Source organism: Streptomyces sp. NPDC050287, from assembly GCF_044459385.1.
Classification (GTDB): domain Bacteria; phylum Actinomycetota; class Actinomycetes; order Streptomycetales; family Streptomycetaceae; genus Streptomyces.
The window spans coordinates 67,594-92,512 of record NZ_JBITIY010000014.1 but is presented as its reverse complement, the minus strand read 5'-3'; the positions used below and the strand labels follow the sequence as shown (position 1 = coordinate 92,512).

The following is a 24,919-nucleotide window of genomic DNA, read 5'->3' as shown; positions in this document are numbered from 1 at the left end:
ACATGTCCATTGTGCTGACCGGCCGGATCGCGGTCACCCGGATTTCCGGAGCACGGCACGGCACGGCACGGTCCGCTCCACTCCGGTCGTCGACCAGCGGGAATGTCGCCGCTCGCCATGCGTTGATACGGACGTGAGTTCCGTGATCGCCGACACCCGCTTCTCCGTCCTCGACCGTTCCCGGACCCGTGAGGGCCGTACGAACGCCGAGGCGCTGCGCGACACCGTGCGGCTGGCGCGGGAACTGGAAGGGCTCGGCTACCACCGTTTCTGGGTGTCGGAGCACCACGGCGTGCCCGGGGTCGCGGGGTCGGCGCCGACCGTGCTGGCCGCCGCCGTGGCCTCCGCGACCGAGCGGATCCGGGTCGGCACCGGCGGCGTGATGCTGCCCAACCACCAACCCCTCGTCGTGGCCGAGCAGTTCGGGGTGCTGGAGTCGCTCTTCCCGGGACGTGTCGACATGGGCCTGGGCCGGTCCGTCGGCTTCACGGACGGTGTGCGCAGGGCGCTGGGGCGCGACAAGGAGGTCGCCGACGACTTCGCCGGGCAGCTCGACGAGCTGCTGGGCTGGTTCCTGGGCACCTCCCCGACCCGGGTGCACGCGCGGCCCGCCGAGGGCCTGACCGTGCCGCCGTTCGTCCTCGCGATGGGCGAGGGTGCCGCCATCGCCGCCCGGGCGGGCCTGCCGATGGTCATCGGCGATCTGCGCAACCGCGAGAAGATGCGGCGCGGGATCGAGCACTACCGCGCCCGCTTCCGGCCCTCCCCCTGGGCGAAGGAGCCGTACGTCGTCATCTCCGGCACGATCGCCGTCGCCGCCACACCCGAGGAGGCACGGCGGCTGCTGATCCCCGAGGCCTGGTCGATGGCGTACTCGCGCACCCACGGCACCTTCCCGCCCCTGCCACCCGCCGAGCGCGTCGAGTCGCTGACGATGACCGGCAAGGAGCGCGGCTTCTACGAGGCCGGGCTCACCGGCCACCTCGCCGGCACCGAGGAGCAGGTCGCGCACGAACTGGAGGCGGTGCTGAAGGAGACGGGAGCCCAGGAGGTCCTGGTCACGACCAGCACGTACGACCGCGAGGCCCTGCTGGACTCCTACCGGCGGCTGGCCCTGATCACCTCCGGCTAGCAGCCTCTTCGCGCACCGCCCTCGCGGGATCACGGCGCCGGACGGTGGTGTCGTCGGACTTGGCCGACCGCCCGCCGGCGGCGTGCACGACGGCCACTGCCGAGAGGGCGACCGCCAGGCCGACGGCGGTCTGCGCGGTGAACGGTTCGCCGAACATGAGCGCGCCCCACACGGCCGTGACGGGAGCCATCAGGAACATCAGAGTGTTGACCTTGGTGACCCCGAAGCGCCGTAGCGCCAGCCAGTAGAGACCGTATCCGCCGAACGTCGACAGCGTCACCAGCCACACGATCGCGATCCAGAACGAGGACACCGCGGGCGGCGCGGCCGACGCGGTGGCGAGGGCGGCGCCGGTGAAGACGACCGCGCTGGTGGCGCAGTGGACGGTCAGCGACACCGTGGGCGTGACCCGCGTACGGGAACGCTGTTCGAGGAACGTGGCCGCCACGAGTGAGAGCATCCCCGCGAACGGCACGAGGTAGGCCCACCACGCCACCGTGCCGCTCGCCCCGGCGTCGGCCATGGTGACCAGGGCGACGCCGACGAGGCCCAGGCACAGGCCGAGCCACTGCCGCCCCGAGACGTACTGCCGCAGCAGCGGTCCGGAGAGCGCTCCCGCGACGAGCGGCTGGGTGCCGTCGATCAGGGCGGTCGTGCCGCTCGACACGCCGAGTTGGATCGCCCAGTAGACGGTGAGCAGATAGCCGCTCTGGGAGAGCAGTCCGATCACGGCCTGCCGCCCGATGTCGCGCGAGGTCAGCCCCTGCCACGCCGTTCTGCTCCGGACCGCGGCCGCAGCGACGAGGAGGACCGCCAGGGGCAGGAACCGCCACATCAGGATCGTCAGCGCGCCGGCGTCCTGCGTGCCCAGCTTGGCGCCCACGAACCCGGAGCTCCAGCACAGCACGAAGGCCACGGAGAGGAGGAAGTCCACGGTCATCACCCACCAGGGGTCGGGTCACCAGGTGACGAGGTCGCTGGGTCACGCGGTGACTAGACAGATCGGTATACCTCCGTCCAGTGCCCACTATACAGATCGGTATACCTCCGTCCAGTGCCCACTATACAGATCGGTATACCCTGGGGTTCATGAGCACCAGGCGGATCACGATGACCCCGGGCGCGCGCCGCGTTCTCACGGCCGCGTCACGGCTCTTCTACGAGCGCGGCATCCACGCGGTCGGGGTGGACCTGATCGCCTCCGAGGCCGGGGTCACGAAGAAGACGCTCTACGACCGGTTCGGCTCCAAGGAGCAGATCGTCGTCGAGTACCTGGCCGACCGTGACGAGCGCTGGCGGGCGTTCGTCACGGAGCGGATCGAGCCCGTGGAGCGGGGCTCCGTCGCCCGGATCCTGGCGGTGTTCGACGCCTCGCGGGCGTGGATGACCGAGAGCAGTCCCAAGGGGTGCAGCATGGTCAACGCGCACGCCGAGATCAGCGACGCGGCCCATCCGGCCCACCCGATCATCACGGGACAGAAGGAGTGGATGCTCGCGCTGTTCACGGACCTGGTCCGGGAGTTCGCCCCGGCCCGGGCCGAGGAGTCGGCCCGGACCCTCATGCTGCTCCACGAGGGCGCGATGGTCGCCCACGGCCTGCGTATCTTCCCGGACCCGATCGGGCACGCCCGTGACCGCGCGCGCGACCTGCTCGCAGGCGCCGGGGCCCACGGGAGTCACGACGGCACCCCTTAGGGCCCGTGTGCCGTCGTGATCAGTCTTGTCGATCCGGGTCCGCCTGGAAGGCGGATCCGGTAGGAAGACGATCGTGCCGCGTAGGCAACTCACCGACGAACTGTGGTATTTGATCGAGCCGTTCCTGCCGATAGGCGAGTAACGGCCCCTCCCCCGAGGATCAGTTCGAGGGGGCCGGGTGGTCTGCCTCGTTTCCCGCGCCGTTGGCACGGTTCATGTGCTGCGTCCCGCGAGTCCGGTGCGCCATGCCCAGGCCGCGATCTCCACGCGGTTTCTGGCGGTGAGCTTGGCCTGGACGTTGGCGAGGTGGGTTTTGACCGTGCCGATGGTGATGGACAGGGCTGTGGCGATCTCGGCGTTGGTCATGCCCTCCGCCAGCAGCATGACCACCTCCTCCTCGCGCGGAGACAGCCGGGTGGCGGGCTCCAGCCGGGAGGAGGAGGTACGAAGCTGTTTCAGGAGCCGCACGGTGATCGACGGGCTGACCATGGAATCGCCGGCCGCAGCCGCGCGGACCGCTTCGGCGAGCAGGCGGGGCCCGGAGTCCTTGAGGATGAATCCGCAGGCACCCGCTCCCACCGCACGGGTCAAGTAGCCCTCGTCGTCGAAGGTGGTCACCATGACGACCTGCGGCCGGTGCGCGGCGTGGGGCCGGGTGAGCTGACGCAGCGCGTCCAGGCCGTCCAGGCGCGGCATCCGGATGTCCATGAGAACGACGTCCGGCCGGTGCAGCGCGGTCATCTCCAGGGCTTGGAGGCCGTCTTGGGCGTGGGCGACGACGTCGATGTCGTTCTCAGCGGAGAGGATCATGGCCATGCCGGTGCGCACGATCTCCTGGTCGTCGGCGAGAAGTACCCGGATCACGTAAGTTCCCTCCACACGCCGGCGACAGGAATCCGGGCGCTCACCCGCCACTGTCCCTGGTTGTCGGTGCCCGCTTGGAAGGTGCCGCCCTCGGCCGTGACACGTTCTTCGAGCCCTGTGAGACCGTACCCCGCCGTGTTCCCGGCCGGGCCGGGCTGGTCGTTGACGATGTCGAGTTCGACGGTCCCCGAAAGGACACTGAGGGTCACAGACACCTTCCGGGAACCCGGTGCGTGCTTGCGCACATTGGTCAGCGACTCCATGACAACCCGGTGCACGACCACCATGGCCGCCGCGGGCAGGCTGCCCACAGGCCCCTCCTGCACGAGACGGGCCCGCCCACCGCCGGGCAGGGCGAAATCCGCCACGAGAGAGCGCAGCTGCTCTACGTCTCCCGCCGGTACGAGCCCGGCCTCCGTACGAAGCCCGCTCACCATGTGCCGCAGAGCCCTGAGAGCCTCCGCAGCAGCCCGTTCGATCTGCCCCAGCGCCGACGCGATCATTTCCGGCCTGGACGCCGCGACCACCTGGGCCCCCTGCGCCTGTACGACGATGCCCGTCACATGGTGGGCCACGAAGTCGTGCAGGTCCCGGGCGAAAGCGAGCCGCTGCTCAAGACGCACCCGCTCGGTGTGACGCCGGCGCTCGGCAGCCACCAGCCGGGCCACGAGCGCCCCAACCAGTGCGGCACACACGGCGAACGTGCAGAACAACGCCACGAGGAGGCTGTTCTCGCTCACCTCCACGGCCACCGGCCTCAGGACCACCGCCGTGCACAGCACAACGGCCGCCACGGCAGTCGGCCAGGCAGCGCCGTGCCGGACAGTGAGGACCAGTACCACGATGAGAGCGCTGATCTCGAACAGGGTGTAGGCGTCGGCACGCCCGGCCGACGATCCCTGCTGTCCCGCCGCGACGTGCATCCACGCGCTGCACCCAAGGGACACAGCACCCGCGGTCCCACCGCCCACCGCCAACGCCCACGGCCCCACCCACGATCGGCGCAGCACCCGGACCGGGACCACCAGGAACGGCGCCGCAGCCGAGAGGCGTACCTGCGGCGCGAGAGCGGACCCGTAAACACCGCTGTGGTAGTCGGCAGCGAGCGCCAGCGCCAGGACGGCCCCCACGGCGGCGACGCCGAGGCAGACCAGCATGCCACGCACCCAGGAGGAGCGGCGGCCGAAGATCACGGAATGCATGTTCCGCAGCCTACGGAACGGGCCGTGTCAGGCCCCTCTGCCGAAAGTCGTAGTGACCCCGCCCGGTTTCCGTCCTTCGACAGATCCACAGCGGCCCCCCGCACGGACACGATCGCTCAAGACGATCCGCACAAGCACGCCGCAGGAGTACGCCGTGAACTTCCAGACTCAGATCCCCGCCGCTGCCGTTCTCGGCCCGGCACTCGCGGTCTTCGCTCTATTCGCCCTCGTACGCCGACGAGGCAGCGTCCCTGGGTGGCGCGGCGGCCCGCTGGTACTCCGGGCCTTCACCGCGCTCTACGCGGCAGCGGTCGCCTTCATCACGATCTTCCCCCTGTGGATCTACGGCGGCGAATACCGCAACGCGGCACCCTGGATCAGCCAGATTCAGCCGATCCCGCTGCTCACCGCCGACATCTCCATCATCCCCAACGTCATCATGTTCGTCCCGCTCGGCTTCCTCCTGCCACTGCTTTCCCACCGCCTCACCAGGGGTCGCACCGTCGCGATCTGCGCCCTCGCCAGCCTCGGGATCGAGTTCGCACAACTGCTTCAGTACATCGCCCTCGCCAACGGACGCGCCGTCGACATCAACGACCTGATCGCCAACACCCTCGGTGGCCTCCTCGGCTACGCCGCCCTGCGCACCGCGCAGCGCACCACCGCCGCGCGCGCCGTACTGATCAAGGTGTCCCCCTCACCCAGCACCCCCTGACCGGATGCAAGGCCCCCTGCCCGCGATCCGAGCCGGCAAGGGGCGCAGGCGAAGAACCGCAGGCCTCGCTATTGCTGCATCAGGCAAAGACTGATCAGCGGCCGGATCGCTGCCGGGATACCGGTGGTTCGCGAACACCCGGAAGAACCGATTACGGCCTGTGTGACGTCGTGATCAATTTTGCCGATCCGGGTCCGCCTGGGAGGCGGATCCGCTAGGAAGACGGTCGTGACGCGCAGGCAACTGACCGATGACCAGTGGAAGTTGATCGAGCCGTTCCTGACGATAGGCGAGTACGGCCCGTACCCCGAGCGGCTGCGGGATCAGTTCGAAGGGGTGATCTGGCGGTTCAGGACAGGAGAAAGAAGAAGGGCAGCCGGGGCGGCCGCCCGGTCACTTTCGACGCCGGTCTTTACCGTGACCGCAACACCGCCGAGCGACGGATCAACCGGCTGAAGGACTGGCGCGGCATCGCCACACGCTTCGACAAGACGCCCGAAACCTACCTCGCCGGCCTCGAACTGCGCGCCTCGATGATCTGGTTCGGAGATCTCATGCGAGCAGCCGATTGATCACGACATCACACAGGCCCTAGGACACTCACCCCTCGGGACACGCACCCCTCAGGTCACTCACCCCTCAGGACGTTCGTCTCTCACGACACTCGTCCCCACGACCCTCGTCTCCCAGGACGTTCGTCCCTCAGGACACCAGAACCGCGTGGATCGGGGCCTGCGCCGGCTCGGGCAGCGCTTCCCGCTGCGCGGCCCGGGCCAGCGTACGGCGGTCGGGATGGCCGCCCGGTGCGATGGCTGCCCGTACCTCGGCCTCGGCCACCAGCCCCCGGGTCGACACCACCCGCCACACCGAGGCGAGCAGGGAGTCGTCGCCGACGAACGCGGGCGCGGTGCTGGCCGCTCCCCCGGCGAGCCGGTAGCGGATGCGCACCGGCTGCACCGGGACGCCGGCGTCGAGCGCGGCCTGGAACACGGCCCGGCGGAAGTGCCCCTGGGCGCGCCCGCACCAGGTGCTGCCTTCAGGGAACACGGCGACGGCCCCGCCCGCCCGCAGGGCGTCCGCGATCCGGGCGACCGTGCCGGGCAGGGCGCGCAGCCGGTCCCGGTCGATGAACAGGACACCGCCGCGCGCGGCCACCTGCCCGGCCACCGGCCATCGCCGTATCTCCGCCTTCGCGAGCATCCGGGCCGGACGGACGGCGGCGAGCAGCGGGATGTCCAGCCAGGAGATGTGGTTGGCGACCAGGAGCAGCCCTCCGGTGGGCGCGGCGGTGCCGGTGACGCGGACCTGGACCCCGGCGGCCCGTACGATCCACCGGCACCACCGCCTCACCACAGGGGCGGGGACCTGCCCGCCGAGCGGCGACAGCACGGCCCCGGCCAGCACCAGGACCGTGACCGCCGCCAGCCGCAGTACGGCCAGCGGTACGGCCGCGGCGGCCCCCGTCCGTTCCACGCACGCCCTCGGGGTGCAGGGCGCGCCGGGGAGCCAGACGCTCATCAGGCCGGGACGAGCGAGAGGAAGTGCCGCAGATAGCGCGGGTTGACCCGGCGCATCGACAGCAGCACGTACAGGTCGGCGACGCCGAACTGCGGGTCGTGCGCGGGCTCCGCGCACACCCAGGCGCCGAGCCGCAGATAGCCGCGCAGCAAGGCGGGGAGTTCGGTGCGAGCCGGGACGGTCACGTCCTGGGGCACCCAGGGCAGCAGCGGACGTACCCGGAACTCCTCCGGCGCCAGGTGCTTGTCCCGGACCCGGTCCCAGGTACCGGCCGCGAGGGCGCCGCCATCGGCGAGGGGGATCGAGCAGCAGCCGGCGAGCCACTCGTGGCCCCGGTCGACCATGTAGCGGGCGATGCCGGCCCAGATGAGGCCGATGACCGCGCCGTCGCGGTGGTCGGGGTGCACGCAGGAACGGCCGACCTCGACGAGGCCCGGGCGGATCGGGTCGAGCGGAGCGAGGTCGAACTCACCCTCCGAGTACAGACGTCCGGCGACCGCGGCCCGCTCCGGCGGCAGCAGCCGGTACGTCCCGACGACCTGGCCGGTCGCGGTGTCGCGCACGAGCAGGTGGTCGCAGTAGGCGTCGAAGGGGTCGATGTCGAGGCCTTCTTGCGGTGAGTTCAGGTGGGCGCCCAGCTCCCCGGCGAACACCTCGTGCCGCAGCCGCTGCGCGGCCCGCACATCGGCCTCGTCGCGGGCCAGGGTGACGGTGTAGCGGACGGGTGCGGCGGACTGCGGGGGACGGTCCAGGGTGGAAACGCCGGTCATGGCTCTCTCCAGGGCACGGGCCAACTCGGGGACGGTGGCGGTACACCCTGTTTCTTCCGACACCGGTTGGCGCGCACATGACCTGGGCCAGGAGCGCGGATGTGGGGTTGTTGAATGCCAGGGGCGCCGCCCGGAGAAAGCGAGACGGGGCCGGGGATGAGCACCACTCCCGGCCCCGCCCGTCCGCACCCTGGGCGAACGTTCCTCACCAGCGGCTGTCTACCGCTTCCCCGCCTTCCGCGCGGCTCGCAGCCACTCCTTGTTCATCCCGGTGATGGACACGAGTGGGATCCCCTTGGGGCAGGCCGTCGCGCACTCCCCCGTCAGCGTGCACCCCCCGAACCCCTCGTCGTCCATCTGCGCCACCATGTCCAGCACCCGCGTCTCCCGCTCGGGCGCCCCCTGCGGCAGCACATTCAGGTGGTTGATCTTCGCGGAGGTGAACAGCATCGCCGCCCCGTTGGGACACGCGGCCACACACGCCCCGCACCCGATGCACTCCGCGTGCTCGAACGCGAAGTCGGCGTCGGGCTTGGGCACCGGCGTGGCATGGGCCTCCGGAGCGGCCCCGGTCGGCGCGGTGATGTACCCGCCGGCCTGGATGATCCGGTCGAACGCGGACCGGTCCACCACAAGGTCCTTGATCACGGGGAACGCGGACGCCCGCCACGGCTCGATGTCGATCGTGTCGCCGTCCTTGAAGGACCGCATGTGCAGCTGGCAGGTCGTGGTGCGCTCGGGCCCGTGCGCGTCGCCGTTGATGACGAGCGAACACGCCCCGCAGATGCCCTCACGGCAGTCGTGGTCGAAGGCGACGGGGTCCTCACCGCGCAGGATGAGTTCCTCGTTGAGGGTGTCCAGCATCTCCAGGAAGGACATGTCGGAGGAGATCTGGTCCACCTCGTACGTGGACATGGCGCCGTCGGCGTCGGCGTTCTGCTGCCGCCAGACGCGCAGGGTGAGCTTCATGCGTAGCTCCGCTGAGTGGGGTGGACGTACTCGAAGACCAGGTCTTCCTTGTGCAGGACGGGAGCCTCGCCGGTGCCGGTGAACTCCCAGGCGGCCGCGTACGCGAACGCCTCGTCCTTGCGGGCCGCTTCACCGTCGGGTGTCTGGGACTCCTCCCGGAAGTGACCACCGCAGGACTCGCCGCGGTGCAGGGCGTCGAGGCACATCAGCTCGGCGAGCTCCAGGTAGTCGACGACCCGGTTGGCCTTCTCCAGGGACTGGTTGAACTCCTCGCCGGTCCCGGGGACCTTGATACGCCGCCAGAACTCCTCGCGGATCTGCGGGATCCGCTCCAGCGCCTTGCGCAGCCCGCTGTCGGTGCGGGCCATCCCGCAGAATTCCCACATGAGTTCGCCGACCTCGCGGTGGAAGGAGTCGGGGGTACGGTCGCCGTCGACGGCGAGCAGCAGGTTCAGCCGGTCCTCGGTCTCCGCCACCACCTCCTGAACGACGGGGTGTTCGGCTGTGACGGCCTCGTGGTGCGGGTTGCGGGCGAGGTAGTCGTTGATGGTCGCCGGCAGCACGAAGTAGCCGTCGGCCAGGCCCTGCATGAGGGCGGAGGCGCCGAGCCGGTTCGCGCCGTGGTCGGAGAAGTTGGCCTCGCCGATCGCGAACAGGCCGGGGATGGTGGTCTGGAGGTCGTAGTCGACCCACAGGCCGCCCATCGTGTAGTGCACGGCCGGGTAGATCCGCATCGGCACCTCGTAGGGATCCTCGTCGGTGATCCGCTGGTACATGTCGAAGAGGTTGCCGTACTTGGCCTCGACGGCCCCCCGCCCCATCCGCGCGATCGCGTCCGCGAAGTCGAGGTAGACACCCTGTCCGCCGGGCCCGACGCCCCGTCCCTCGTCGCAGACGTTCTTCGCGGCGCGGGAGGCGATGTCACGCGGGACCAGGTTGCCGAAGGACGGATAGATCCGCTCCAGGTAGTAGTCGCGCTCGTCCTCGGGGATCTTGTTCGGCGGCCGGTCGTCGCCCTTGGCCTTCGGTACCCAGATCCGGCCGTCGTTGCGCAGCGACTCGCTCATCAGCGTCAGCTTGGACTGGTGCTCGCCGGTGCGCGGGATGCAGGTCGGGTGGATCTGAGTGAAGCACGGGTTGGCGAAGTGGGCACCGCGTCGGTGCGCCCGCCAGATCGCGGTGGCGTTGGAGTTCATGGCGTTCGTCGACAGGTAGAAGACGTTGCCGTAGCCGCCGCTCGCCAGGACCACGGCGTCCGCGAAGTAGGTGCCGATGCGCCCCGTGACGAGGTCCCGCGCCACGATCCCGCGCGCCTTCCCGTCGATCACGATCAGGTCGAGCATCTCGGTACGCGGATGCATCTCGATGTTCCCGGCCGCGATCTGGCGGGACAGCGCCTGGTAGGCGCCCAGCAGCAGCTGCTGACCTGTCTGGCCGCGGGCGTAGAAGGTCCGCGAGACCTGGACGCCGCCGAAGGAGCGGGTGTCGAGCAGGCCGCCGTACTCACGCGCGAACGGCACACCCTGTGCCACGCACTGGTCGATGATCTCGACGGAGATCTGCGCGAGCCGGTGGACGTTGGACTCCCGCGCCCGGAAGTCGCCGCCCTTGACGGTGTCGTAGAAGAGCCGGTGGATCGAGTCGCCGTCGTTGCGGTAGTTCTTCGCCGCGTTGATGCCGCCCTGCGCGGCGATGGAGTGGGCGCGGCGCGGGGAGTCCTGGTAGCAGAACTGGACGACGTGGTAGCCCTGTTCGGCGAGCGTGGCGCCGGCGGAGCCGCCGGCGAGGCCGGTCCCCACGACGATCACGGTGTGCTTGCGCCGGTTGGCCGGGTTGACCAGCTTGGCCTCGAAACGGCGCTTGTCCCAGCGCTCGTTGATCGGTCCGGCGGGAGCCTTGCCGTCGACGACCGGCTCACCCGTCCTGTACTCGGTGTAGGTTGTCATGTTCAGCTCACCACTCCGGTCATGACGCCCACGGGTACGGCGATGAAGCCGGCCGTGAGCAGCAGCGCGAGAACGGCTGCGATGGTCTTCAGGGCGCGGTCGCGGGTGCGGCTGCCGACGCCGAGGGTCTGGGCGGCGCTCCAGAAGCCGTGCTGGATGTGCAGTCCGAGGGCGAGCATCGCCACGATGTAGATGACGTTGCCGTACCACGTGGAGAAGGTGTCCACGACGTTCTGGTACGGGTGGCCCTCCTGGAAACCGCCGGAGTGCACGGTGCCGGTCGTCAGGTCGAGGAGGTGCCAGACGATGAACAGGCCGAGGATGATCCCGCCCCAGCGCATGGTGCGCGTGGCGTAACTGGCCCGCGGCTTCCTGTGGACGTACTTGCTCGGGCGCGCCTTGATGTCGCGGCGGCTGAGCTGGTAGGCGGAGGTGGCGTGGGCGACCACGGCGACGACCAGCACGATCCGGATCAGCCAGAGCGTCCACTCGTAGTGCATGAACGGTTCACCGACGGTGCGCAGCCAGTGGGCGTAGTGGTTGAACTCGCCCGCCCCGAAGAAGATCTTCAGGTTTCCGATCATGTGGGCGACCAGGTACAGCAGCATGATCAGGCCGCTGACGGCCATCACGGCCTTCTTGCCGACGGTGGAGTCCCACACGGTGCGCGCCAAGGACGGCCGTCGGTCCGTCCGCGTTGCCAGTGCCATGCCACAGCACGCTACGGACGGATGTCCGATCGGTCCAAGACATGGTCCGGCTTGATTCCATAGATTCTGGCTATCGTCGGGCTATCGTGAGGGTATGCAGTTCCAGCAGCTCCAGTACTTCGTGGCGGTCGCCGAGACCCGGCACTTCACCCGCGCCGCCGAGCTGGTCCATGTCGCCCAGCCGTCCCTGTCGCAGCAGATCAAGGCGCTGGAGCGGGAGTTGGGCGCGGATCTGTTCCTGCGGGCGCGCGGCAACATCACGCTCACCGACGCGGGTGAGGCCCTGCTGCCGCTGGCCCGGCGGATCCTCGCCGACGCGGACACGGCCCGGCACGAGGTGCTGGAGCTGGTGCAGCTGCGCAGCGGCCGGATCCGGCTGGGCGCGACCCCGAGCCTGTGCACGGGCCTGCTGCCGGATGTGCTGCGCGCCTTCCACGACCGCTATCCCGGCATCCGGCTGCTGATCGAGGAGGGCGGCTCGCACGACCTCGTACGGGAACTCGCCCGCGGCGCCCTCGACCTGGCCCTCGTCGTCCTCCCGCTGCCCACGCCCTCCCCGGCACTGACCACGGTGGAACTGCTGCGCGAGGACCTGGTCGTGGTCTCCTCCCCGGACGCCCCCAAGCCCGGCCAGGGCCATCGCACCGTCCGGGTCGCCGACCTGGAGGGCGAGCGCCTGGTGATGTTCCGGCACGGCTACGACCTGCGCGAGCTGACCGTGGCCGCCTGCCGCGCCGAGGGCTTCGAGCCGGACTTCGCGGTGGAGGGCGGGGAGATGGACGCGGTGCTCGGCTTCGTACGGGCGGGGCTCGGCGTGGCCGTCGTACCGCGCATGGTGGCGGCCCGGTCCGGGCGCGGGCTGCGGGTCACACCGCTCGCCCGGCCCGGCCTGAACCGTACGATCGCCCTCGCTCATCGCAGCGACGTGGCACCGCCGAGGGCCGCCCGGGAGCTGCAGCGGATGCTGCTGGAGCGATGAGCGCGGCTCAGTTCTGGGACTGGAGGACCGCCGGCTCGAGGACCTCCTCGCACCACTGGCGGAAGGTGGTGGCGGCGAGGTCGGGTGTGGTCGGCTGGGACGCGCCGTAGAAGCCCTGGTCGTTCTGGGCGTCCACCATGTCGGCGTACGCCTGCGCCCACGCCTCGGTCGCCCCGAAACGGAGCATCCTCTCCTTCTGCTCCGCGCTGGAGGAGAACTCGGTACGGACGGGCCGGCCGAGCACCTCGGACAGGACGCCGGCCATGCCCTCCGGGGTCAGGTCGTCGGGACTGACCAGGGGGACGTCCTCCTGTCCGGTCCAGGAGTCGTCGAGGAGCAGGCGGGCGGCCGTGGCGGCGACATCGCGGGTGGCGCACAGGCGCAGCACACGGTCGGCGGCGAGCGCCATGGAGAACACCCCCGCGTCGCGGATCGACGCCACCTGGTGGAGCACGTTCTCCATCAGGAACGGCGGACACAGCGCCCGGTAGTGGACGCCCGTGGCGGTGATCGCCTCGTCCATCGCCAGCGACGCCGAGACCAGCCCCGCGTCGCGCGCGATACCGCGCCCCAGGGTGGAGACGGCCACCACCCGCTCCGGTCCCTGCGCCGCGATGACCTCGCAGAGGGGCTCGGTGAAGGCCCGGAAGTGTCCCTCGACGCTGTCGGCGCCGGGGGTCGGCGGGACCAGCCAGAACACGCGGTCGGCGCCCTGGCAGGCCTCCTTCAGTACGGCGGGGTCGGCGTGCGATCCCTGGACGACCTCCACGCGGTCGCGCACCTGTGGGGCGAGCGTGGCGGGGTCGCGGGCGATCACCCGAACCGGTGGGGAGCCCTCGCCGGCGTCGAGGAGTCGGGTGACGACCTCGCGGCCGATCTGGCCGGTCGGGGTGGTGACAACAATCATGAACTGCTCCTGGGAGACGGCTTGTCGGGATGTCCATGAGCCTGCTGCCTCCCCGTCCGGAACTGAAGGACCGGTTCGCTCCCGCTTGTTACCCTCAGGGCAATACCGATCGGAGGGCAGGCCCATGGAGTCCCGTCCGCTGCGCTACTTCGTCGCCGTCGCCGAGGAGCTCAACTTCGCCCGCGCCGCTGAACGGTTGGGCATCTCGCCGCCGCCGCTGTCGCGGTCGATCCGCCAGCTGGAGTCGGAGCTGGGGGCCGTCCTCTTCGAGCGGACCACCCACAGCGTGGCACTGACCCCGGCGGGGGAAGTCCTCCTGACGCAGGCCCGGTTCGCACTGGAGGCGTTGGAGGCCGCCGGGCGACGGACGCGCCGCGCGGCCGCCGCCGAGCCGAAGCTGGTGCTGGCCGTGAAGGCCGACGGGGACGCCGGCCTGTTGGAGCCGATCCTCGCCCGGTACGCGGCCGACCCCGCGGCGCTGCCGGTAGCCGTCCGGCTGTGCGGGTGGCAGGAACAGACCCGGCTCCTGCGTCAGGGCGATGCCGATGTCGCCCTGGTCTACGAGCCGTACGAGCGCACCGGCCTCGACACGGAGTACCTGGCCACCGAACCGCGCGTCGCCGCCCTCGCCGCGCGTCATCCGCTCGCCGCCCGGGCCGGGCTGAGCCTCGCCGACCTGGGGCTGCGTCCCGACGATGCGCAGCGGTACATCGACGAGATGCGTGCCAAGGGCCAGGACCTGGCCCAGCTCCTCACCCGCGTCGGCCTCGGCGAGGTCGTCGCCCTGCTCCCCGTGTCCGTGGCCGACCGCTATCCCCGGCCGGGCGTCGTCTACCGCCCCGTCCTGGACGCACCCCCCGCCGTCCTGGCCGTCACCTGGCCGCAGCAGTCCCGCTCGACGGCCGCGGCGGCACTGGTCCGCGCGGCCGCGGAGGTGGCGGACGCCGTACGGGAACGGCAGGCGAGCTGAACGCTCCGCTCAACGGCGCAGGTGGTAGCCGGTTCGCCGCCCGGCCGAGGCTGATCACGCCCGCGCTGCGGAGCCGCACGGGCACCCGAGCAGTCGTACGGCGACCAGGAGCGGCGGCAGGCGAGCTGAACGCTCAGCCGAACAGCGCGGTGAACGACCCACGGCCCGTCGGGGGCCGGTCCCGCCCGCGCTGCGGAGCCGCACGGGCACCGGGCAGCGGTACGGCGACCGGGAGCGGCGGCACGCGATACGGCCCCGCCGCCCCTGGTGGTGGGGTCGCCCAGGCCGCTCGGCGACCCGCGCGTCCCGCCCAGGGCCCACGCCCGGTACGCCCGCCGCGCCTCACCCCGTGGCGTCCACCAGCGCCAGTTCGTGCAGCCGCTCCGGTGGGCCGGGGCGGGCGTAGTACCAGCCCTGGGCGGTGTCGCAGCCCAGTATCCGCAGTTGCTCGGCCTGGGCGCCGGTTTCCACGCCCTCCACCGTCACCGCGAGGTTCAGGCCGTGGGCCAGTGAAACGATCCCCTCGACGATCTTGAGGTCGACGGGGTCGGCCGGGAACTGCTGCATGCTCTGGGTGAAGGAACGGTCCAGCTTGAGGACGCTCACCGGCAGGCGGCGCAGGTTGGCCAGGTTCGAGTAACCGGTGCCGAAGTCGTCGAGGGCGATGTCGACGCCCATCTCGGCCAGGCGCCGCAGCGGTTTCAGCAGGTCGTCGTCCGCGCCGATGAGCGCCGACTCGGTGACCTCCAGGCACAGCGCGTCGGGTGTGACACCGGCGCGCTCCAGAATGTCGATGGTGTCCTGGACGAGGCCGGGATGGGTGAGCTGGCAGGGCGAGAGGTTGACGTTGATGCGCAGCGGCCCGGCTCCGTCGTACCGCTCCTGCCAGGCACGGGCCTGGCGCACGGACTGCTCCAGGACCCAGCGGCCCAGCGGCACGATCAGCCCGGTGTGCTCGGCGAGCGGGATGAACCGGTCGGGGCCGAGAACGCCGTGCTGCGGGTGCAGCCAGCGCACCAGGGCCTCGGCGCCGCGTACGCTGCCGTCGCCGAGGTGGACCAGGGGCTGGTACTCGATGAAGAACTCGCCCCGGTCCAGCGCCGTCGGCAGGGCCGTGGTCAGTCCGTGCCGGGTGATGGCACGGGCGTCGGCCTCCGGGTCGGCGAGCTCGTAGCGGTTGCCGCCCGCCGACTTGGCCCGGTACATGGTGATGTCGGCGCTGCGCAGCACCTCCGCCGGGCTGCGCTCACCCGCCGGGCCCTCGACGATGCCGATGCTGCCGCGCACGGTCAGCTCACGGCCGTCGATACTGACGGGGGCGAGCAGTGCGTTCATGATGCGCGCGGCGAGTTCGTCGACCTCGCTCTGGGTCTCCGGTCCGGTGGTCAGGGCCACGAACTCGTCGCCGCCGAGCCGGGCGACCATCTCGCCGGGCGCGGTCGCGCAGGACTGCAACCGGTCCGCGATCTCGACGAGCAGCCGGTCGCCGGCCGCGTGACCGAGGCTGTCGTTGATGGTCTTGAAGCCGTCCAGGTCGAGGTAGCACAGCCCGAACCGCTGGCCTTCCCCGGCGCCCAGCGCCTTCTCCAGGCGTTCGAAGAAGAAGGTGCGGTTGGGCAGACCGGTGAGCGCGTCGTGGGTGGCCTCGTAGCGCAGCCGGAGGTTGAGCAGCCTGCGCTCGGTGGTGTCCTCCATGAGGGCCAGCTGGTACTGCGGGTTGCCGTCGGCGTCGCGCAGCAGGGAGACCGTGAGGTTGGTCCACAGGACCGTTCCGTCGGGGCGGTAGAACGCCTTCTCGACGTGGTAGTGCTCACGCTCTCCGCGGACGAGTTCCTCGTAGAGCCGCCAGGTCTGGGGCGCGTCGTCGGGATGGGTCCACTCCGGGACGCGGCGCCCGCGCAGCGCCTTGTCGGTGTGGCCGAACATGCGCAGCAGGGCGCCGTTGACCTGGAGGACGTTGCCGTCGAGGTCGGCGATGCCGATTCCTATGGCAGCGCCCTCGAAGACCGCGCGGAAGCGGGCCTCGCTCGCGTGCAGCGCCTGCGCCACCACGCCCTGCGCCCGCAGCGCGGCCTGGGCGATGGCCTCCTGCTCGGCGAGCGTGCGCTCACGCAGCGCCTGCGCGAAACCCGCGGCCATGGCGTGTTCGATCCGTGCCGCTCGCGCCCGCAGGTCCTCCTGCACGCCGCCCTCGCCGCAGTACAGCACCAGGTAGGCGTCGACGCAGTCCAGGGTGCGGGAGAGCGCGTCCGGGTCGGTGCAGTGCGCGGCGACCAGGGCGGCCCCCACCGCCTTCGCCTCGTCCGCGTCGAAGGTCCTGGCCTTCAGGGCCTCACTCAACCGCCGTGCCAGCGGGAGGAGTTGCTGTTCGAACTCGGGTCGGGTCGCGGACGTCGAGGTCACCGGGAACACGGCCCGGCTCCAGATCGTCGCGAACCGCCGCAGTCTGTCCTCCGGCCCGTCCGGTTCCGCGCTCACGCCGTACGCCCCACGCCCGCGAACCCGGAGAACGCATACGGATCCTCGTCCTCCAGTGCGGTGTCCGGCCGCCAGAGCGGCATCGGCACCAGTCCGGGTTCCACCATGTCGTACCCCTCGAAGAACCGCGCGATCTCGTCGCGCGAGCGCATGATCAGCGGGTTGCGGATGTCCTTGTACACGTCCACCGCCCCCTCGGCCCGCTCGGCCGACAACGGAATTCCCTCGTACGAGGCGTGCGTGAGCAGCAGCAGGCTGCCCGGCGCGAGCGCGTCGCGCAGTTCGGCCACCGCTGAGTACGGGTCGTCCGCGTCTTCCACGAAGTGCAGTATGGCAACGAGAAGCAGGGCCACCGGCCGGTTCAGGTCGATCAGGGCCCGTACTTCGGGGCTGGAGAGGATCTCCTCGGGCTTGCGGAGGTCGGCCGCGACGACGCCCGCGTCCGCGTTGCCGGCCAGCACCGCCTCGCTGTGCGCGACCGCCACCGGGTCGTGGTCCACATACACCACGCGGGCGCCGGGGTGCGCCGCCTGGGCCACCTCGTGGGCGTTGCCGAAGGTCGGGATACCGGAGCCGATGTCGAGGAACTGGGTGACACCCTCGTCGACGGCGAAGCGCACCGCGCGGCGCATGAACGCCCGGTTCGCCTGCATGATCTTGGGAAGTCCCGGCATGAACTCCATGGCCCGGCGGGCCGCTTCCCGGTCGACCTCGAAATTGTGCGATCCGCCCAGGTAGTAGTCGTAGATGCGCGAAACGCTCGGCACCGCGATGTCGATGCTCCGTGGGGCCCAGGCGGGACGCTCCATCTATCTCTCCAGGCGTAGGCGATCCGGTGTTCGAGCTGAGGCTACTGATCGCCCGCCAAAGGAGCGAGCAGAAACGGAAATTGACCGTCCGTTCCCGGTCACTGCCTGCGGCACGTGCCGAAGTGATTCCCCCGCGCAGTGCCCGTGAAGCCCCTGTGTCGGCATTACCGGAATACGCTACGAAAAGTACGCACTCGGTTCCGGAGTGTTCCGGAACCGAGTGCGAATCGCGGGGAGTTGTGGTGAATGACGGCAAACCGGTCCGCCCCCTCCGTGCGGCGCGGAGGGAGCGGACCGGTGGACCGGATGCGCCGTCGTTACTTCGCGGGCGCTCCGATCGGCTTTCCGTCGGGTGCCGCGGCATACCAGGTGCCGCCGACACCCTGGCCGTTGGTGTCGCCCGGGGCCTTGTCACCCGAGAAGGTGTAGATCGGCCAGCAGTTGATGGTCTGCTGCTGCACGCCGTCGGGCCGGGTGAAGTTCATGTAGCCCTTCTTCTGGATCCCCTTGGTGTCGTTGATGTCGACCGGGGCCACGGCCGGCCACTTCTCCAGGCAGGCGCCCTTGCAGGCGGAGATCGGGTCGGGCCAGGCGGTGTCCTTGAGGAACCGGTAGACCGTGTGGCCGTTCTTGTCCACGACGATCTCACCCAGCTTGGGGTCCTTACGGGTGGAAAGTCCCGGAAGGTCGGCCAGGCCCGCCTTCTTCGCCTTCTTGCCGTCCGGGGCGAGCGCGAACCACTTGCCGCCCACGCCCTGGCCGACGACGTCCCCGGCCTTGGTGTCCTTCGCGTAACGGTAGGCCGGCCAGCCGCCGATGGTCAGCTGCTTGGTGCCGTCCGTCCGCGTCACCTCGCCGAGCAGCGCCTTGTCGATGCCCGCGCCGGCCGTGGCGTCGTCCGCCGGGACGGGCGGCCAGGTCGTGGCGCAGGCACCGTCGCAGTTCGACTTCGGCGGCTCGGCCGTGTCCTCGTCGAAGCGGTAGAGGGTGAGGCCCGCGCTGTCGGTGAGGACGTTGCCGAGCTCGCCGTTGGTGGACACGTTCAGCTGGCCCGCGGCCGCGGTCTGCGTCGCGGGGCTCTGACTGGCCTGCGCATCCGCGCCGGCGCCGGTGTCGGTGCCGAGACCGGCGCCCGGGCTGCCGTAGCCACCGGCCCCGGCCGCGGCCGTCGCGCCCACGTTCTGACTGCCGGTGGACGGGGCGCTTTCCTGGCCGCACGCCGTCGTCAGCACCAGCACAGCCGCAGCGCTTGCCACGAGTGAGGCGCTCCGCCAGGAGGTCTTCATCGTCAACTCCCCATAAATTCCAAGGGTGTTGCAGCGCCCTTCTGCGCCGCCGCACGACCATGGGTACGCACGGGGGCCACGCTTGCGTTCAATCGCGCCAGATATTTCTTTCCGAAACCTGTGACATCGGGCTCCGAAACCCGCGGCACCCGGGCCGTACGCGGTGACACCGGCGTTCGCTCTTTCGGGGCAATCCCCCCGCACTCGGGCGTGCCGCGGGGCGCCAGGCCTCATGATCTCCGTCGTGCATCGACCCGAACCGACCCGATCCGCCCCGGCCATACGGGTGTTCACCCTGTTGACGCTCACCTGGATGCTCGTGGGCGCCCCCGTCGGCGCGGCCCGGGCAGACGCCTGCGCGTATGCCTCGACGGGCCCGGACGGCACCCGGGCGGTGGCGGTCGCCGGCAGCCTCACCTGGCCGACTCCCCCGCCCTGCCCGCCGCCTCCTCCGCCGCCGTGCCCCACTCCCACCCCGACTCCTCCTGCTCCTACTTCTGCCCCTACGCCCATCCCCACGCCCACGCCCACGCCGACACCACCTCCGCCCGAGCCGTCCCCCACTCCCCGTCCCGCCCCGCCGCCGAAACCGACCCCGACGCCCGAGCCGCCGCCCGCACCGCCCCCGTCGCCACCGTGGGCACGGCCGGCCCCGCCGCACCCCGCTCCCGCACCCGCTCCCGCACCCGCACCGGCACCGGCACCGGCACCGGCCCCTCCCCCATCCCCGGCCCCCACACCGTCGGCGAAGCCAGCCCCGCGGCCCACCGTCACCCCGGTGACGTATCCGCGCTACAAGGCGCTGACCCGCAAACGGCAGCCTCACGGCACCACGTCGCCGGTCACCTACGTCCTGCTCATCACCGTGCCCGCGGTGATCGCCGTCGCCGCGCTGCGGCCGCGCTAGCAACCCGATCCTGGAGGCATCCCTTGCCGGAATGGCTTGTTCTCACCCTCGCGATGCTGGCGGCCTGTGCCGTGGTGGTCGTCATCACCCTGGTACGGCACCGCAGGGCGCCCGAGGACGAGGACCCCAGCGAGACGCCGGACGTCATCGAGTACATGACCATGTGGATCGGCGTGGTGTACGCCATCGTCCTGGGCCTGGCCATCGCGGGTGTCTGGGAGGCCCGCAGCAGCGCCCAGGACCACGTACAGGCGGAGGCCCAGGCGCTGCACGAGATCTCGGAGCGGGTCCGGGTCTACCCGGCCGACGTCCGCTACCGCATTCGGGACGATGTCAACGCCTATGTCGGACACGTCGTCCACACCGAGTGGCAGCACATGGCGGACAGCGGCGAGGTCACGGAGCGGGGCACCGAACTCCTCGACCGGGTCCGCGCCGACGTCACCGACTACCGGCCGAGGACGGACTTCGAGGCCCAGGCCTATCAGCCGGTCCTCGACCAGCTGGCCACCGCGGACCAGGCCCGAGGCGGCCGGGCGGACTCGGCCAAGCCCACCATGCCGGGCGTGGTGTGGTTCGGGCTGCTGGCCGGAGCCGCCGTCACCATCGGGATGGTCTTCACGCTGCAGATCCGCCGTACCGCCCGCGAACTGATCCTCGCCGGGCTGTTCTCCGCGCTGATCGCGTTCCTGCTCTTCCTGATCTGGGACTTCGACGCGCCCTACAGCCGGGGCATCACGGCGTCGGCGGACCCGTTCCTGAATCTCTTCCCGGGCATCAAGGGCTGACGTCCCTCACCAGGGGCACGGCTCGGCCGTCTGCAGGCCCTCACCCCGGGGCCCGCCCGACCCGCCGGGGGACGCGCGACACACCGGTCCCGTCCCCCGATCGCGGGAACACGATCCCCTGACCGGCGCACACGCATGCCCCGTTCGCACGAGTGGGATCGCGCGGCCGCCCCCGTGTTCCTAGCGTTGCGGTCATCGAGGTGCATCGACAGCGGAAAGGGAAAGGGTCCGCGGCTGCTCCTCGGGGACCGGAGGAATCACCATGGGCGCGATACCCGCCGCTCGGGCCGCATCGCTGGGCGTGGGCCCTCGCCCTCGCCGCCCCCGCCGCGCACGCGAGCGGCGAGAGCTCGGGCTTTCGCGTCAGTGTCCTGTCCGAGACCGTCGTGGCCGCAGGACAGGTGACGCCGCGCGCCACCGGCTGCCGTCAGGACGTGTTCGTCTCCTCGGGCGGGATCACATCCGCCGCTCGGCACGGCGGCGCATCCAGAACACCCCGCCGCCGATGGCGGCCGCGGCCACCAGACCGCCGCCGATGGCCATGTCGGCCGGGGTCGCCCCCGTGGAGGTGCTGCCGCCGAGGCCACCGCGGACACCGCCGATGACGGTGAAGGCGGCCGGGTTGGTCAGGGTCTGGCCGGAGCAGTCGACGGTGATGCTGTGCGAACCGGGACGCGCGTTGCGGTCGACCGTCGCGGTGCCCCTGGAGACGCCGTTGGTGCCGGGAATCGGCGTCAGGGGCGCGCTCCGGAAGGCGTCCGAGGTCATGGTGCCGCCGGCGGGGCAGCCGTCGACCGTGACCGTCAGCTGGCCGCCGCGGGCGATGACGCTGGGCTGGGCGACGATGTTGCTCGGTCGGGCGCCCATGCCGTCCCGCGCGACGGCTGCGGGGGCGGCGAGCCCGAGGAGGGTGACGGCGGCACCGGCGGCCGCCAGGGCACGAGTAGTACGCATGTGATCCTCCGCGGGAGGCGCCCCGGGAACGGTCCCCGGTGGATCGGCGAGAGAACGCCTCCCGGAAAAACCCTCAGATGCCCTGCACGGACCCGCATTTCGGCAATGGTCCGTCCTGGTGAGAGGACACGCCGAGGAAAAAGCACAGAAGCGGATATCACCGCAGGTCACGGACCGTCAGAAAATTCCTGTGCGCGGCAACTCGGATGGCGCACCGAAAGAGGGGCGGGCCACCCGTTCGCTTTCGCCCCGTCGCCGGTTTCCCTGGCGCGACTTAGCGTTCTGCTATGCGCGAATGACGTGGCGACGGCCACGTCGAGAGGGGAAGTCGAATGTTTGCGTCCGAACCGGCCGACTGGGCCGAAGAGGAGGAGCGGCCGAGGAAGCGCGCTCCTTGGGGCGTGATAGCGCTTGTTCTGCTGACCGGTCTCGCACTCATTCGCAACGGCTCGGGGGAGTTCGACGTCGGACCCCCGCAGCCGGCCTCGGCTGCCGCCGCCGAGAGCCCCGCCACGCCCGGCACCTTCCTGGCGGCCCCGGCCCCGCTGCCGTACTCCGTGCCCGACCGGGTGCGGATCCCGTCGATCCGGGTCGACGCACCGGTCCTGCCCGTCGGTCTGGACGCGGACGGCTGGGTCGGCGCGCCGCCGCCGGAGGACCCCAACCTGGCCGGCTGGTTCACCGGCGCTGTCTCCCCGGGCGAGAAGGGCACAGCCGTCGTCGTCGGGCACGTCGACAACCTTCAGGGCCCCGCCGTGTTCTACGGACTCGGGGCCCTGAAGAAGGGAAACCGCGTCGAGATCGCCCGCAAGGACGGCAAGACGGCCGTTTTCGAGATCTACGGCATCGAGGTCTTCGAGAAGAACAACTTCCCCGGCGACCGCGTCTACGGTTCCAAGGGCTCCCCGGAACTGCGGGTCATCACCTGCGGGGGCGGTTTCTCCAAACAGAGCGGCTACGCCGGCAACGTCGTCGTCTTCGCCCGCCTGGTCGAGGTCCGCTGAGCGTTCCCCGACCGGGCGGGCCCGGCGCCGGCGGTCACACGGGCTGCCGTCGTGGGACGGTGATGTGGTAGCCGCAGTCCAGCAGGTGCGGCAGATAGTCGCGCAATGCCCGGACGCTCTGGGTGCGGTCGCCCCCGGCGTCGTGCGAGAGCACCACGACACCGGGGGCGGCTCCGTGCTCCACCCGGCTGACGATGGCGCGGGTGCCGGGTCTGGTCCAGTCGAGGGTGTCGATCGTCCAGGCCAGCGGTTCCATGCCGAGTTCGGCGCCGAGTTGGAAGGCGGCCCGGTTCCAGGCTCCGTAGGGCGCGCGGAACCACTGGGGGCGTTCGCCGTACGCGTCCTCGATGACGTCGCTGGTGCGTTCCATCTCGTAGCGGATCCGGCCGCGGCTGAGCCGGGTCAGCAGCGGGTGGGACCAGGTGTGGTTGCCGACGACATGGCCCTCGTCGGCCATCCGGGCCAGCAGGTCCGGGCGGTAGGAGGCCATCTCCCCGCACACGAAGAACATCGCGCGGACGTCGTACTCGGCAAGGGTGTCCAGGATCTTCGGGGTGTAGCGGGGGTCGGGCCCGTCGTCGAAGGTCAGCACCATGGTGCTGCCGCGCCCGGACAGGCGCAGGAACGGTTCGCGCCGTACCTGGGCCCGGGCGGGCTCGACCCGGGGCGGGCCGTATCCGGTCAGGGGCTGGAGGCGGTAGGCGGAGGGTTTGAGCTCGGGACGCGCCTGGGAGCCGGCGGCGGGCGCGGGCCGGACCGGTTCGCCGCCCGAGCCCGGCGCCAGCAGACCGGCCGTGCCGGCCGCACCGCAGGCCGCGGCGCCCGCGAGCAGGACCCGGCGCCGCGTGAGCACCGCCGCCGCCGTCGACAGCCGTGTGAGCAACTGATCCTTCGTCATGACTCATCAGTCGCCCACCGCGCACCCGACGCACTACACCGACACCGGAGCGGCGGCATGAAAACACCCACTCGGCCCAGCCCGTGGGGTCAGCGGCGGCGTGCCAGGGCCACGGCAGTGTCTCGCGGATCGTCAGGTGCCGGATGCGGACCTGTTCGGGCAGGTCCGCATCCGGTGCGCCGGAGCCGGCCTCGTCCCCTCCGTCGAGACCGAGCGCCGAGAGCGACGGCAGGCCTTCGGTGGCGGCCGGCCGGAACCCGCCCTTCGGGTGCCCCTTTTCCCCGGAGTTTGCGCAACGACGGTACGGAGACGAATCCTTCGGCGATCCCGGAGGTCCAGGCCGAAGCGGGCGAGGGCGCCGGTGTCGCCGTAACGGATGAAGCGGGGCTACCGCAGGGGCTGCTAGGGGGCGTTGGAGCGGTACAGGGGCTCCAGACGCCACCAGCGGGCGAAAAACAGAAGGAGCATCCGCCGGAGCCTGAGGACGGGCCGGGGCCGGCGCCGGCGCATGGGCCGTTGCGGGCGCCCTCCTCGAGGGCCGAGCGGAACATGGGGGAAGTTCAGGGAGATCCTGCGGACGTCCGGTTCGGGTGCGGTCGCGCACAGTTCGGCGACGTTGAGCGGGGCGAACGCGCCGGACAGAGCGACGGCGACACAGGCCGACGACTCCGAGAGCGTCGGCCAGGCCGGCCCCGTCCGACCCCTGGTGTCCTTCGCGGGCGCGGCCTCCAGGCCGGCACTCATGTTCCGACCGCAGGAACACCCGGCGGCCCTGCCCGTCGAGGGGCCCGCGGCAGGGCGGGACCTGCGGTTTCCGATAGCCTCGCTGCCGTGACGGAACAGCATGCGCAACAGTTCGAGCGGGGCACGGACGGGCCCAAGGTCATCGTGGTGGGCGTGGACGGCTCCGACTCCTCGCTGCGTGCGGCGGCGTACGCCGGTGGCCTGGCCCGGCGCCAGCGCGCCCTGCTCGCCGTCGTGTACGTGCAGCCGGTGCTGGCCGGTGGAGCGGCCGTCGGTGCGCCGGTCGCGGAGACGACCGACGAGATCGCCGAGGGCCTGGTGGCGCAGATCCGGGAGGCGACCGAGCAGAACCGGGGGATATTCGACGTGCGCTGGGAGTTCCACACCTTCCGCGGCGATCCCTACGGCGGCCTGGTGAAGGCGGCGGACGAACTCAAGGCGGACGCGGTGGTCGTGGGCGCCTCGGAGCAGGCCGGCCACCGGATCGTCGGCTCGGTGGCGGTACGGCTGGTGAAGGCGGGGCGGTGGCCGGTGACGGTGGTGCCGTAGCCGCTGGGTGCGGGGTCCGCGTCCCCTCGGCCGCAGAGCGTGCGGAATCCCGACGGCCGTACCGGCGGGCGCGACGCAAGGCGGAGCAGGCGGTACCGGCCGACGGGCTGTCCGTGGGAGTGCGG

General features: G+C 71.1%; 24 protein-coding genes and 1 pseudogene. 10 read left to right on the top strand and 15 right to left on the bottom strand.

Going from position 1 to position 24,919, the window contains the following annotated elements; translation table 11 throughout:
* Nucleotides 1-133: 133 nt before the first annotated feature.
* On the top strand, nucleotides 134-1,132 hold the full coding sequence (locus ACIBK3_RS36970) for an LLM class flavin-dependent oxidoreductase (RefSeq protein WP_399372146.1): 999 nt from the start codon (nucleotides 134-136) through the stop codon (nucleotides 1,130-1,132).
* On the opposite strand, the gene ACIBK3_RS36965 is transcribed toward ACIBK3_RS36970, so the two are convergent.
* Nucleotides 1,119-2,066: a DMT family transporter gene (locus ACIBK3_RS36965; protein ID WP_399372357.1), complete on the bottom strand. Its 948-nt coding sequence runs from the start codon at nucleotides 2,064-2,066 to the stop codon at nucleotides 1,119-1,121. The two genes, ACIBK3_RS36970 and ACIBK3_RS36965, sit on opposite strands and share 14 nt — an antisense overlap.
* A 155-nt stretch (nucleotides 2,067-2,221) precedes the next feature.
* On the opposite strand from ACIBK3_RS36965, the gene ACIBK3_RS36960 reads away from it, so the two are divergent.
* A complete protein-coding gene (locus ACIBK3_RS36960; RefSeq protein ID WP_399372144.1) occupies nucleotides 2,222-2,827 on the top strand; it encodes a TetR/AcrR family transcriptional regulator in 606 nt (201 codons plus the stop codon).
* A gap of 213 nt (nucleotides 2,828-3,040) precedes the next feature.
* Here ACIBK3_RS36960 and ACIBK3_RS36955 read toward each other — a convergent pair whose 3' ends face one another.
* Nucleotides 3,041-3,691 (bottom strand): response regulator, encoded by a 651-nt coding sequence (locus ACIBK3_RS36955; protein ID WP_399372142.1) that lies wholly within the window; start codon nucleotides 3,689-3,691, stop codon nucleotides 3,041-3,043.
* A complete protein-coding gene (locus tag ACIBK3_RS36950; protein ID WP_399372141.1) occupies nucleotides 3,688-4,893 on the bottom strand; it encodes a sensor histidine kinase in 1,206 nt (401 codons plus the stop codon). The genes ACIBK3_RS36955 and ACIBK3_RS36950 overlap by 4 nt, the downstream gene beginning before the upstream one ends.
* 154 nt (nucleotides 4,894-5,047) lie before the next feature.
* Here ACIBK3_RS36950 and ACIBK3_RS36945 point away from each other — a divergent pair, with 154 nt between their 5' ends.
* Nucleotides 5,048-5,608 carry a VanZ family protein gene (locus tag ACIBK3_RS36945; protein WP_399372139.1) on the top strand — a complete coding sequence of 187 codons (561 nt, stop codon included), beginning with the start codon at nucleotides 5,048-5,050 and terminating at the stop codon, nucleotides 5,606-5,608.
* A 359-nt stretch (nucleotides 5,609-5,967) separates the two neighbouring features.
* Nucleotides 5,968-6,180 (top strand): annotated as a pseudogene (locus tag ACIBK3_RS36940) (hypothetical protein); the annotation flags it as partial.
* A gap of 130 nt (nucleotides 6,181-6,310) precedes the next feature.
* On the opposite strand, the gene ACIBK3_RS36935 reads toward ACIBK3_RS36940, so the two are convergent.
* The 5 genes from ACIBK3_RS36935 to ACIBK3_RS36915 all read right to left on the bottom strand — a co-directional run bounded on the left by ACIBK3_RS36935 (nucleotide 6,311) and on the right by ACIBK3_RS36915 (nucleotide 11,485).
* The gene (locus tag ACIBK3_RS36935) at nucleotides 6,311-7,126 is read right to left on the bottom strand and encodes a lysophospholipid acyltransferase family protein (protein ID WP_399372137.1); all 816 of its coding nucleotides are present in this window, start codon (nucleotides 7,124-7,126) and stop codon (nucleotides 6,311-6,313) included.
* The gene (locus ACIBK3_RS36930; protein WP_399372135.1) at nucleotides 7,126-7,896 is read right to left on the bottom strand and encodes a GNAT family N-acetyltransferase; all 771 of its coding nucleotides are present in this window, start codon (nucleotides 7,894-7,896) and stop codon (nucleotides 7,126-7,128) included. The genes ACIBK3_RS36935 and ACIBK3_RS36930 overlap by 1 nt, the downstream gene beginning before the upstream one ends.
* Before the next feature lie 219 nt (nucleotides 7,897-8,115).
* Nucleotides 8,116-8,865 (bottom strand): succinate dehydrogenase/fumarate reductase iron-sulfur subunit, encoded by a 750-nt coding sequence (locus ACIBK3_RS36925; protein ID WP_399372134.1) that lies wholly within the window; start codon nucleotides 8,863-8,865, stop codon nucleotides 8,116-8,118.
* The gene (locus tag ACIBK3_RS36920) at nucleotides 8,862-10,811 is read right to left on the bottom strand and encodes a fumarate reductase/succinate dehydrogenase flavoprotein subunit (RefSeq protein ID WP_399372133.1); all 1,950 of its coding nucleotides are present in this window, start codon (nucleotides 10,809-10,811) and stop codon (nucleotides 8,862-8,864) included. Before ACIBK3_RS36920 ends, ACIBK3_RS36925 begins: the two co-directional genes overlap by 4 nt.
* Nucleotides 10,812-10,813: 2 nt before the next feature.
* On the bottom strand, nucleotides 10,814-11,485 hold the full coding sequence (locus tag ACIBK3_RS36915) for a succinate dehydrogenase (protein WP_399372355.1): 672 nt from the start codon (nucleotides 11,483-11,485) through the stop codon (nucleotides 10,814-10,816).
* A gap of 130 nt (nucleotides 11,486-11,615) precedes the next feature.
* Between ACIBK3_RS36915 and ACIBK3_RS36910 the strand changes: the two genes are divergently transcribed.
* Complete coding sequence (locus ACIBK3_RS36910) at nucleotides 11,616-12,500, top strand: LysR family transcriptional regulator (RefSeq protein WP_399372132.1); 885 nt, start codon at nucleotides 11,616-11,618, stop codon at nucleotides 12,498-12,500.
* 7 nt (nucleotides 12,501-12,507) lie between these two features.
* On the opposite strand, the gene ACIBK3_RS36905 is transcribed toward ACIBK3_RS36910, so the two are convergent.
* Nucleotides 12,508-13,407, bottom strand: a complete 900-nt coding sequence (locus ACIBK3_RS36905; RefSeq protein WP_399372131.1) for an NAD(P)H-binding protein — start codon at nucleotides 13,405-13,407, stop codon at nucleotides 12,508-12,510.
* 124 nt (nucleotides 13,408-13,531) lie between these two features.
* Between ACIBK3_RS36905 and ACIBK3_RS36900 the strand changes: the two genes are divergently transcribed.
* The gene (locus ACIBK3_RS36900) at nucleotides 13,532-14,377 is read left to right on the top strand and encodes a LysR family transcriptional regulator (protein WP_399372130.1); all 846 of its coding nucleotides are present in this window, start codon (nucleotides 13,532-13,534) and stop codon (nucleotides 14,375-14,377) included.
* A gap of 342 nt (nucleotides 14,378-14,719) precedes the next feature.
* Here ACIBK3_RS36900 and ACIBK3_RS36895 read toward each other — a convergent pair whose 3' ends face one another.
* The 3 genes from ACIBK3_RS36895 to ACIBK3_RS36885 all read right to left on the bottom strand — a co-directional run bounded on the left by ACIBK3_RS36895 (nucleotide 14,720) and on the right by ACIBK3_RS36885 (nucleotide 18,950).
* Nucleotides 14,720-16,855 carry a putative bifunctional diguanylate cyclase/phosphodiesterase gene (locus tag ACIBK3_RS36895; RefSeq protein WP_399372128.1) on the bottom strand — a complete coding sequence of 712 codons (2,136 nt, stop codon included), beginning with the start codon at nucleotides 16,853-16,855 and terminating at the stop codon, nucleotides 14,720-14,722.
* Complete coding sequence (locus ACIBK3_RS36890) at nucleotides 16,852-17,664, bottom strand: SAM-dependent methyltransferase (protein WP_399372126.1); 813 nt, start codon at nucleotides 17,662-17,664, stop codon at nucleotides 16,852-16,854. Before ACIBK3_RS36890 ends, ACIBK3_RS36895 begins: the two co-directional genes overlap by 4 nt.
* Nucleotides 17,665-17,981: 317 nt before the next feature.
* Nucleotides 17,982-18,950 carry an SCO0930 family lipoprotein gene (locus ACIBK3_RS36885; protein ID WP_399372125.1) on the bottom strand — a complete coding sequence of 323 codons (969 nt, stop codon included), beginning with the start codon at nucleotides 18,948-18,950 and terminating at the stop codon, nucleotides 17,982-17,984.
* Nucleotides 18,951-19,728: 778 nt separating this feature from the next.
* Here ACIBK3_RS36885 and ACIBK3_RS36880 point away from each other — a divergent pair.
* Both ACIBK3_RS36880 and ACIBK3_RS36875 read left to right on the top strand, forming a co-directional pair.
* The gene (locus ACIBK3_RS36880) at nucleotides 19,729-19,857 is read left to right on the top strand and encodes a hypothetical protein (RefSeq protein ID WP_399372123.1); all 129 of its coding nucleotides are present in this window, start codon (nucleotides 19,729-19,731) and stop codon (nucleotides 19,855-19,857) included.
* Nucleotides 19,858-19,880: 23 nt separating this feature from the next.
* Entirely contained in the window at nucleotides 19,881-20,645 is a 765-nt protein-coding gene (locus ACIBK3_RS36875) for a hypothetical protein (RefSeq protein ID WP_399372121.1), read from the top strand.
* Nucleotides 20,646-21,101: 456 nt separating this feature from the next.
* Here ACIBK3_RS36875 and ACIBK3_RS36870 read toward each other — a convergent pair whose 3' ends face one another.
* The gene (locus ACIBK3_RS36870) at nucleotides 21,102-21,599 is read right to left on the bottom strand and encodes a hypothetical protein (protein ID WP_399372120.1); all 498 of its coding nucleotides are present in this window, start codon (nucleotides 21,597-21,599) and stop codon (nucleotides 21,102-21,104) included.
* Between the two features lie 332 nt (nucleotides 21,600-21,931).
* On the opposite strand from ACIBK3_RS36870, the gene ACIBK3_RS36865 reads away from it, so the two are divergent.
* Nucleotides 21,932-22,603: a class F sortase gene (locus ACIBK3_RS36865; protein ID WP_399372118.1), complete on the top strand. Its 672-nt coding sequence runs from the start codon at nucleotides 21,932-21,934 to the stop codon at nucleotides 22,601-22,603.
* A gap of 34 nt (nucleotides 22,604-22,637) precedes the next feature.
* Here the strand turns inward: ACIBK3_RS36865 and ACIBK3_RS36860 are convergent, their stop codons facing one another.
* Together ACIBK3_RS36860 and ACIBK3_RS36855 are read right to left on the bottom strand one after the other, a co-directional pair.
* Nucleotides 22,638-23,501 (bottom strand): polysaccharide deacetylase family protein, encoded by an 864-nt coding sequence (locus ACIBK3_RS36860; protein ID WP_399372117.1) that lies wholly within the window; start codon nucleotides 23,499-23,501, stop codon nucleotides 22,638-22,640.
* A gap of 402 nt (nucleotides 23,502-23,903) precedes the next feature.
* Entirely contained in the window at nucleotides 23,904-24,245 is a 342-nt protein-coding gene (locus tag ACIBK3_RS36855; RefSeq protein WP_399372115.1) for a hypothetical protein, read from the bottom strand.
* 87 nt (nucleotides 24,246-24,332) lie between these two features.
* Between ACIBK3_RS36855 and ACIBK3_RS36850 the strand changes: the two genes are divergently transcribed.
* The gene (locus ACIBK3_RS36850; protein ID WP_399372112.1) at nucleotides 24,333-24,794 is read left to right on the top strand and encodes a universal stress protein; all 462 of its coding nucleotides are present in this window, start codon (nucleotides 24,333-24,335) and stop codon (nucleotides 24,792-24,794) included.
* Nucleotides 24,795-24,919: the final 125 nt, after the last annotated feature.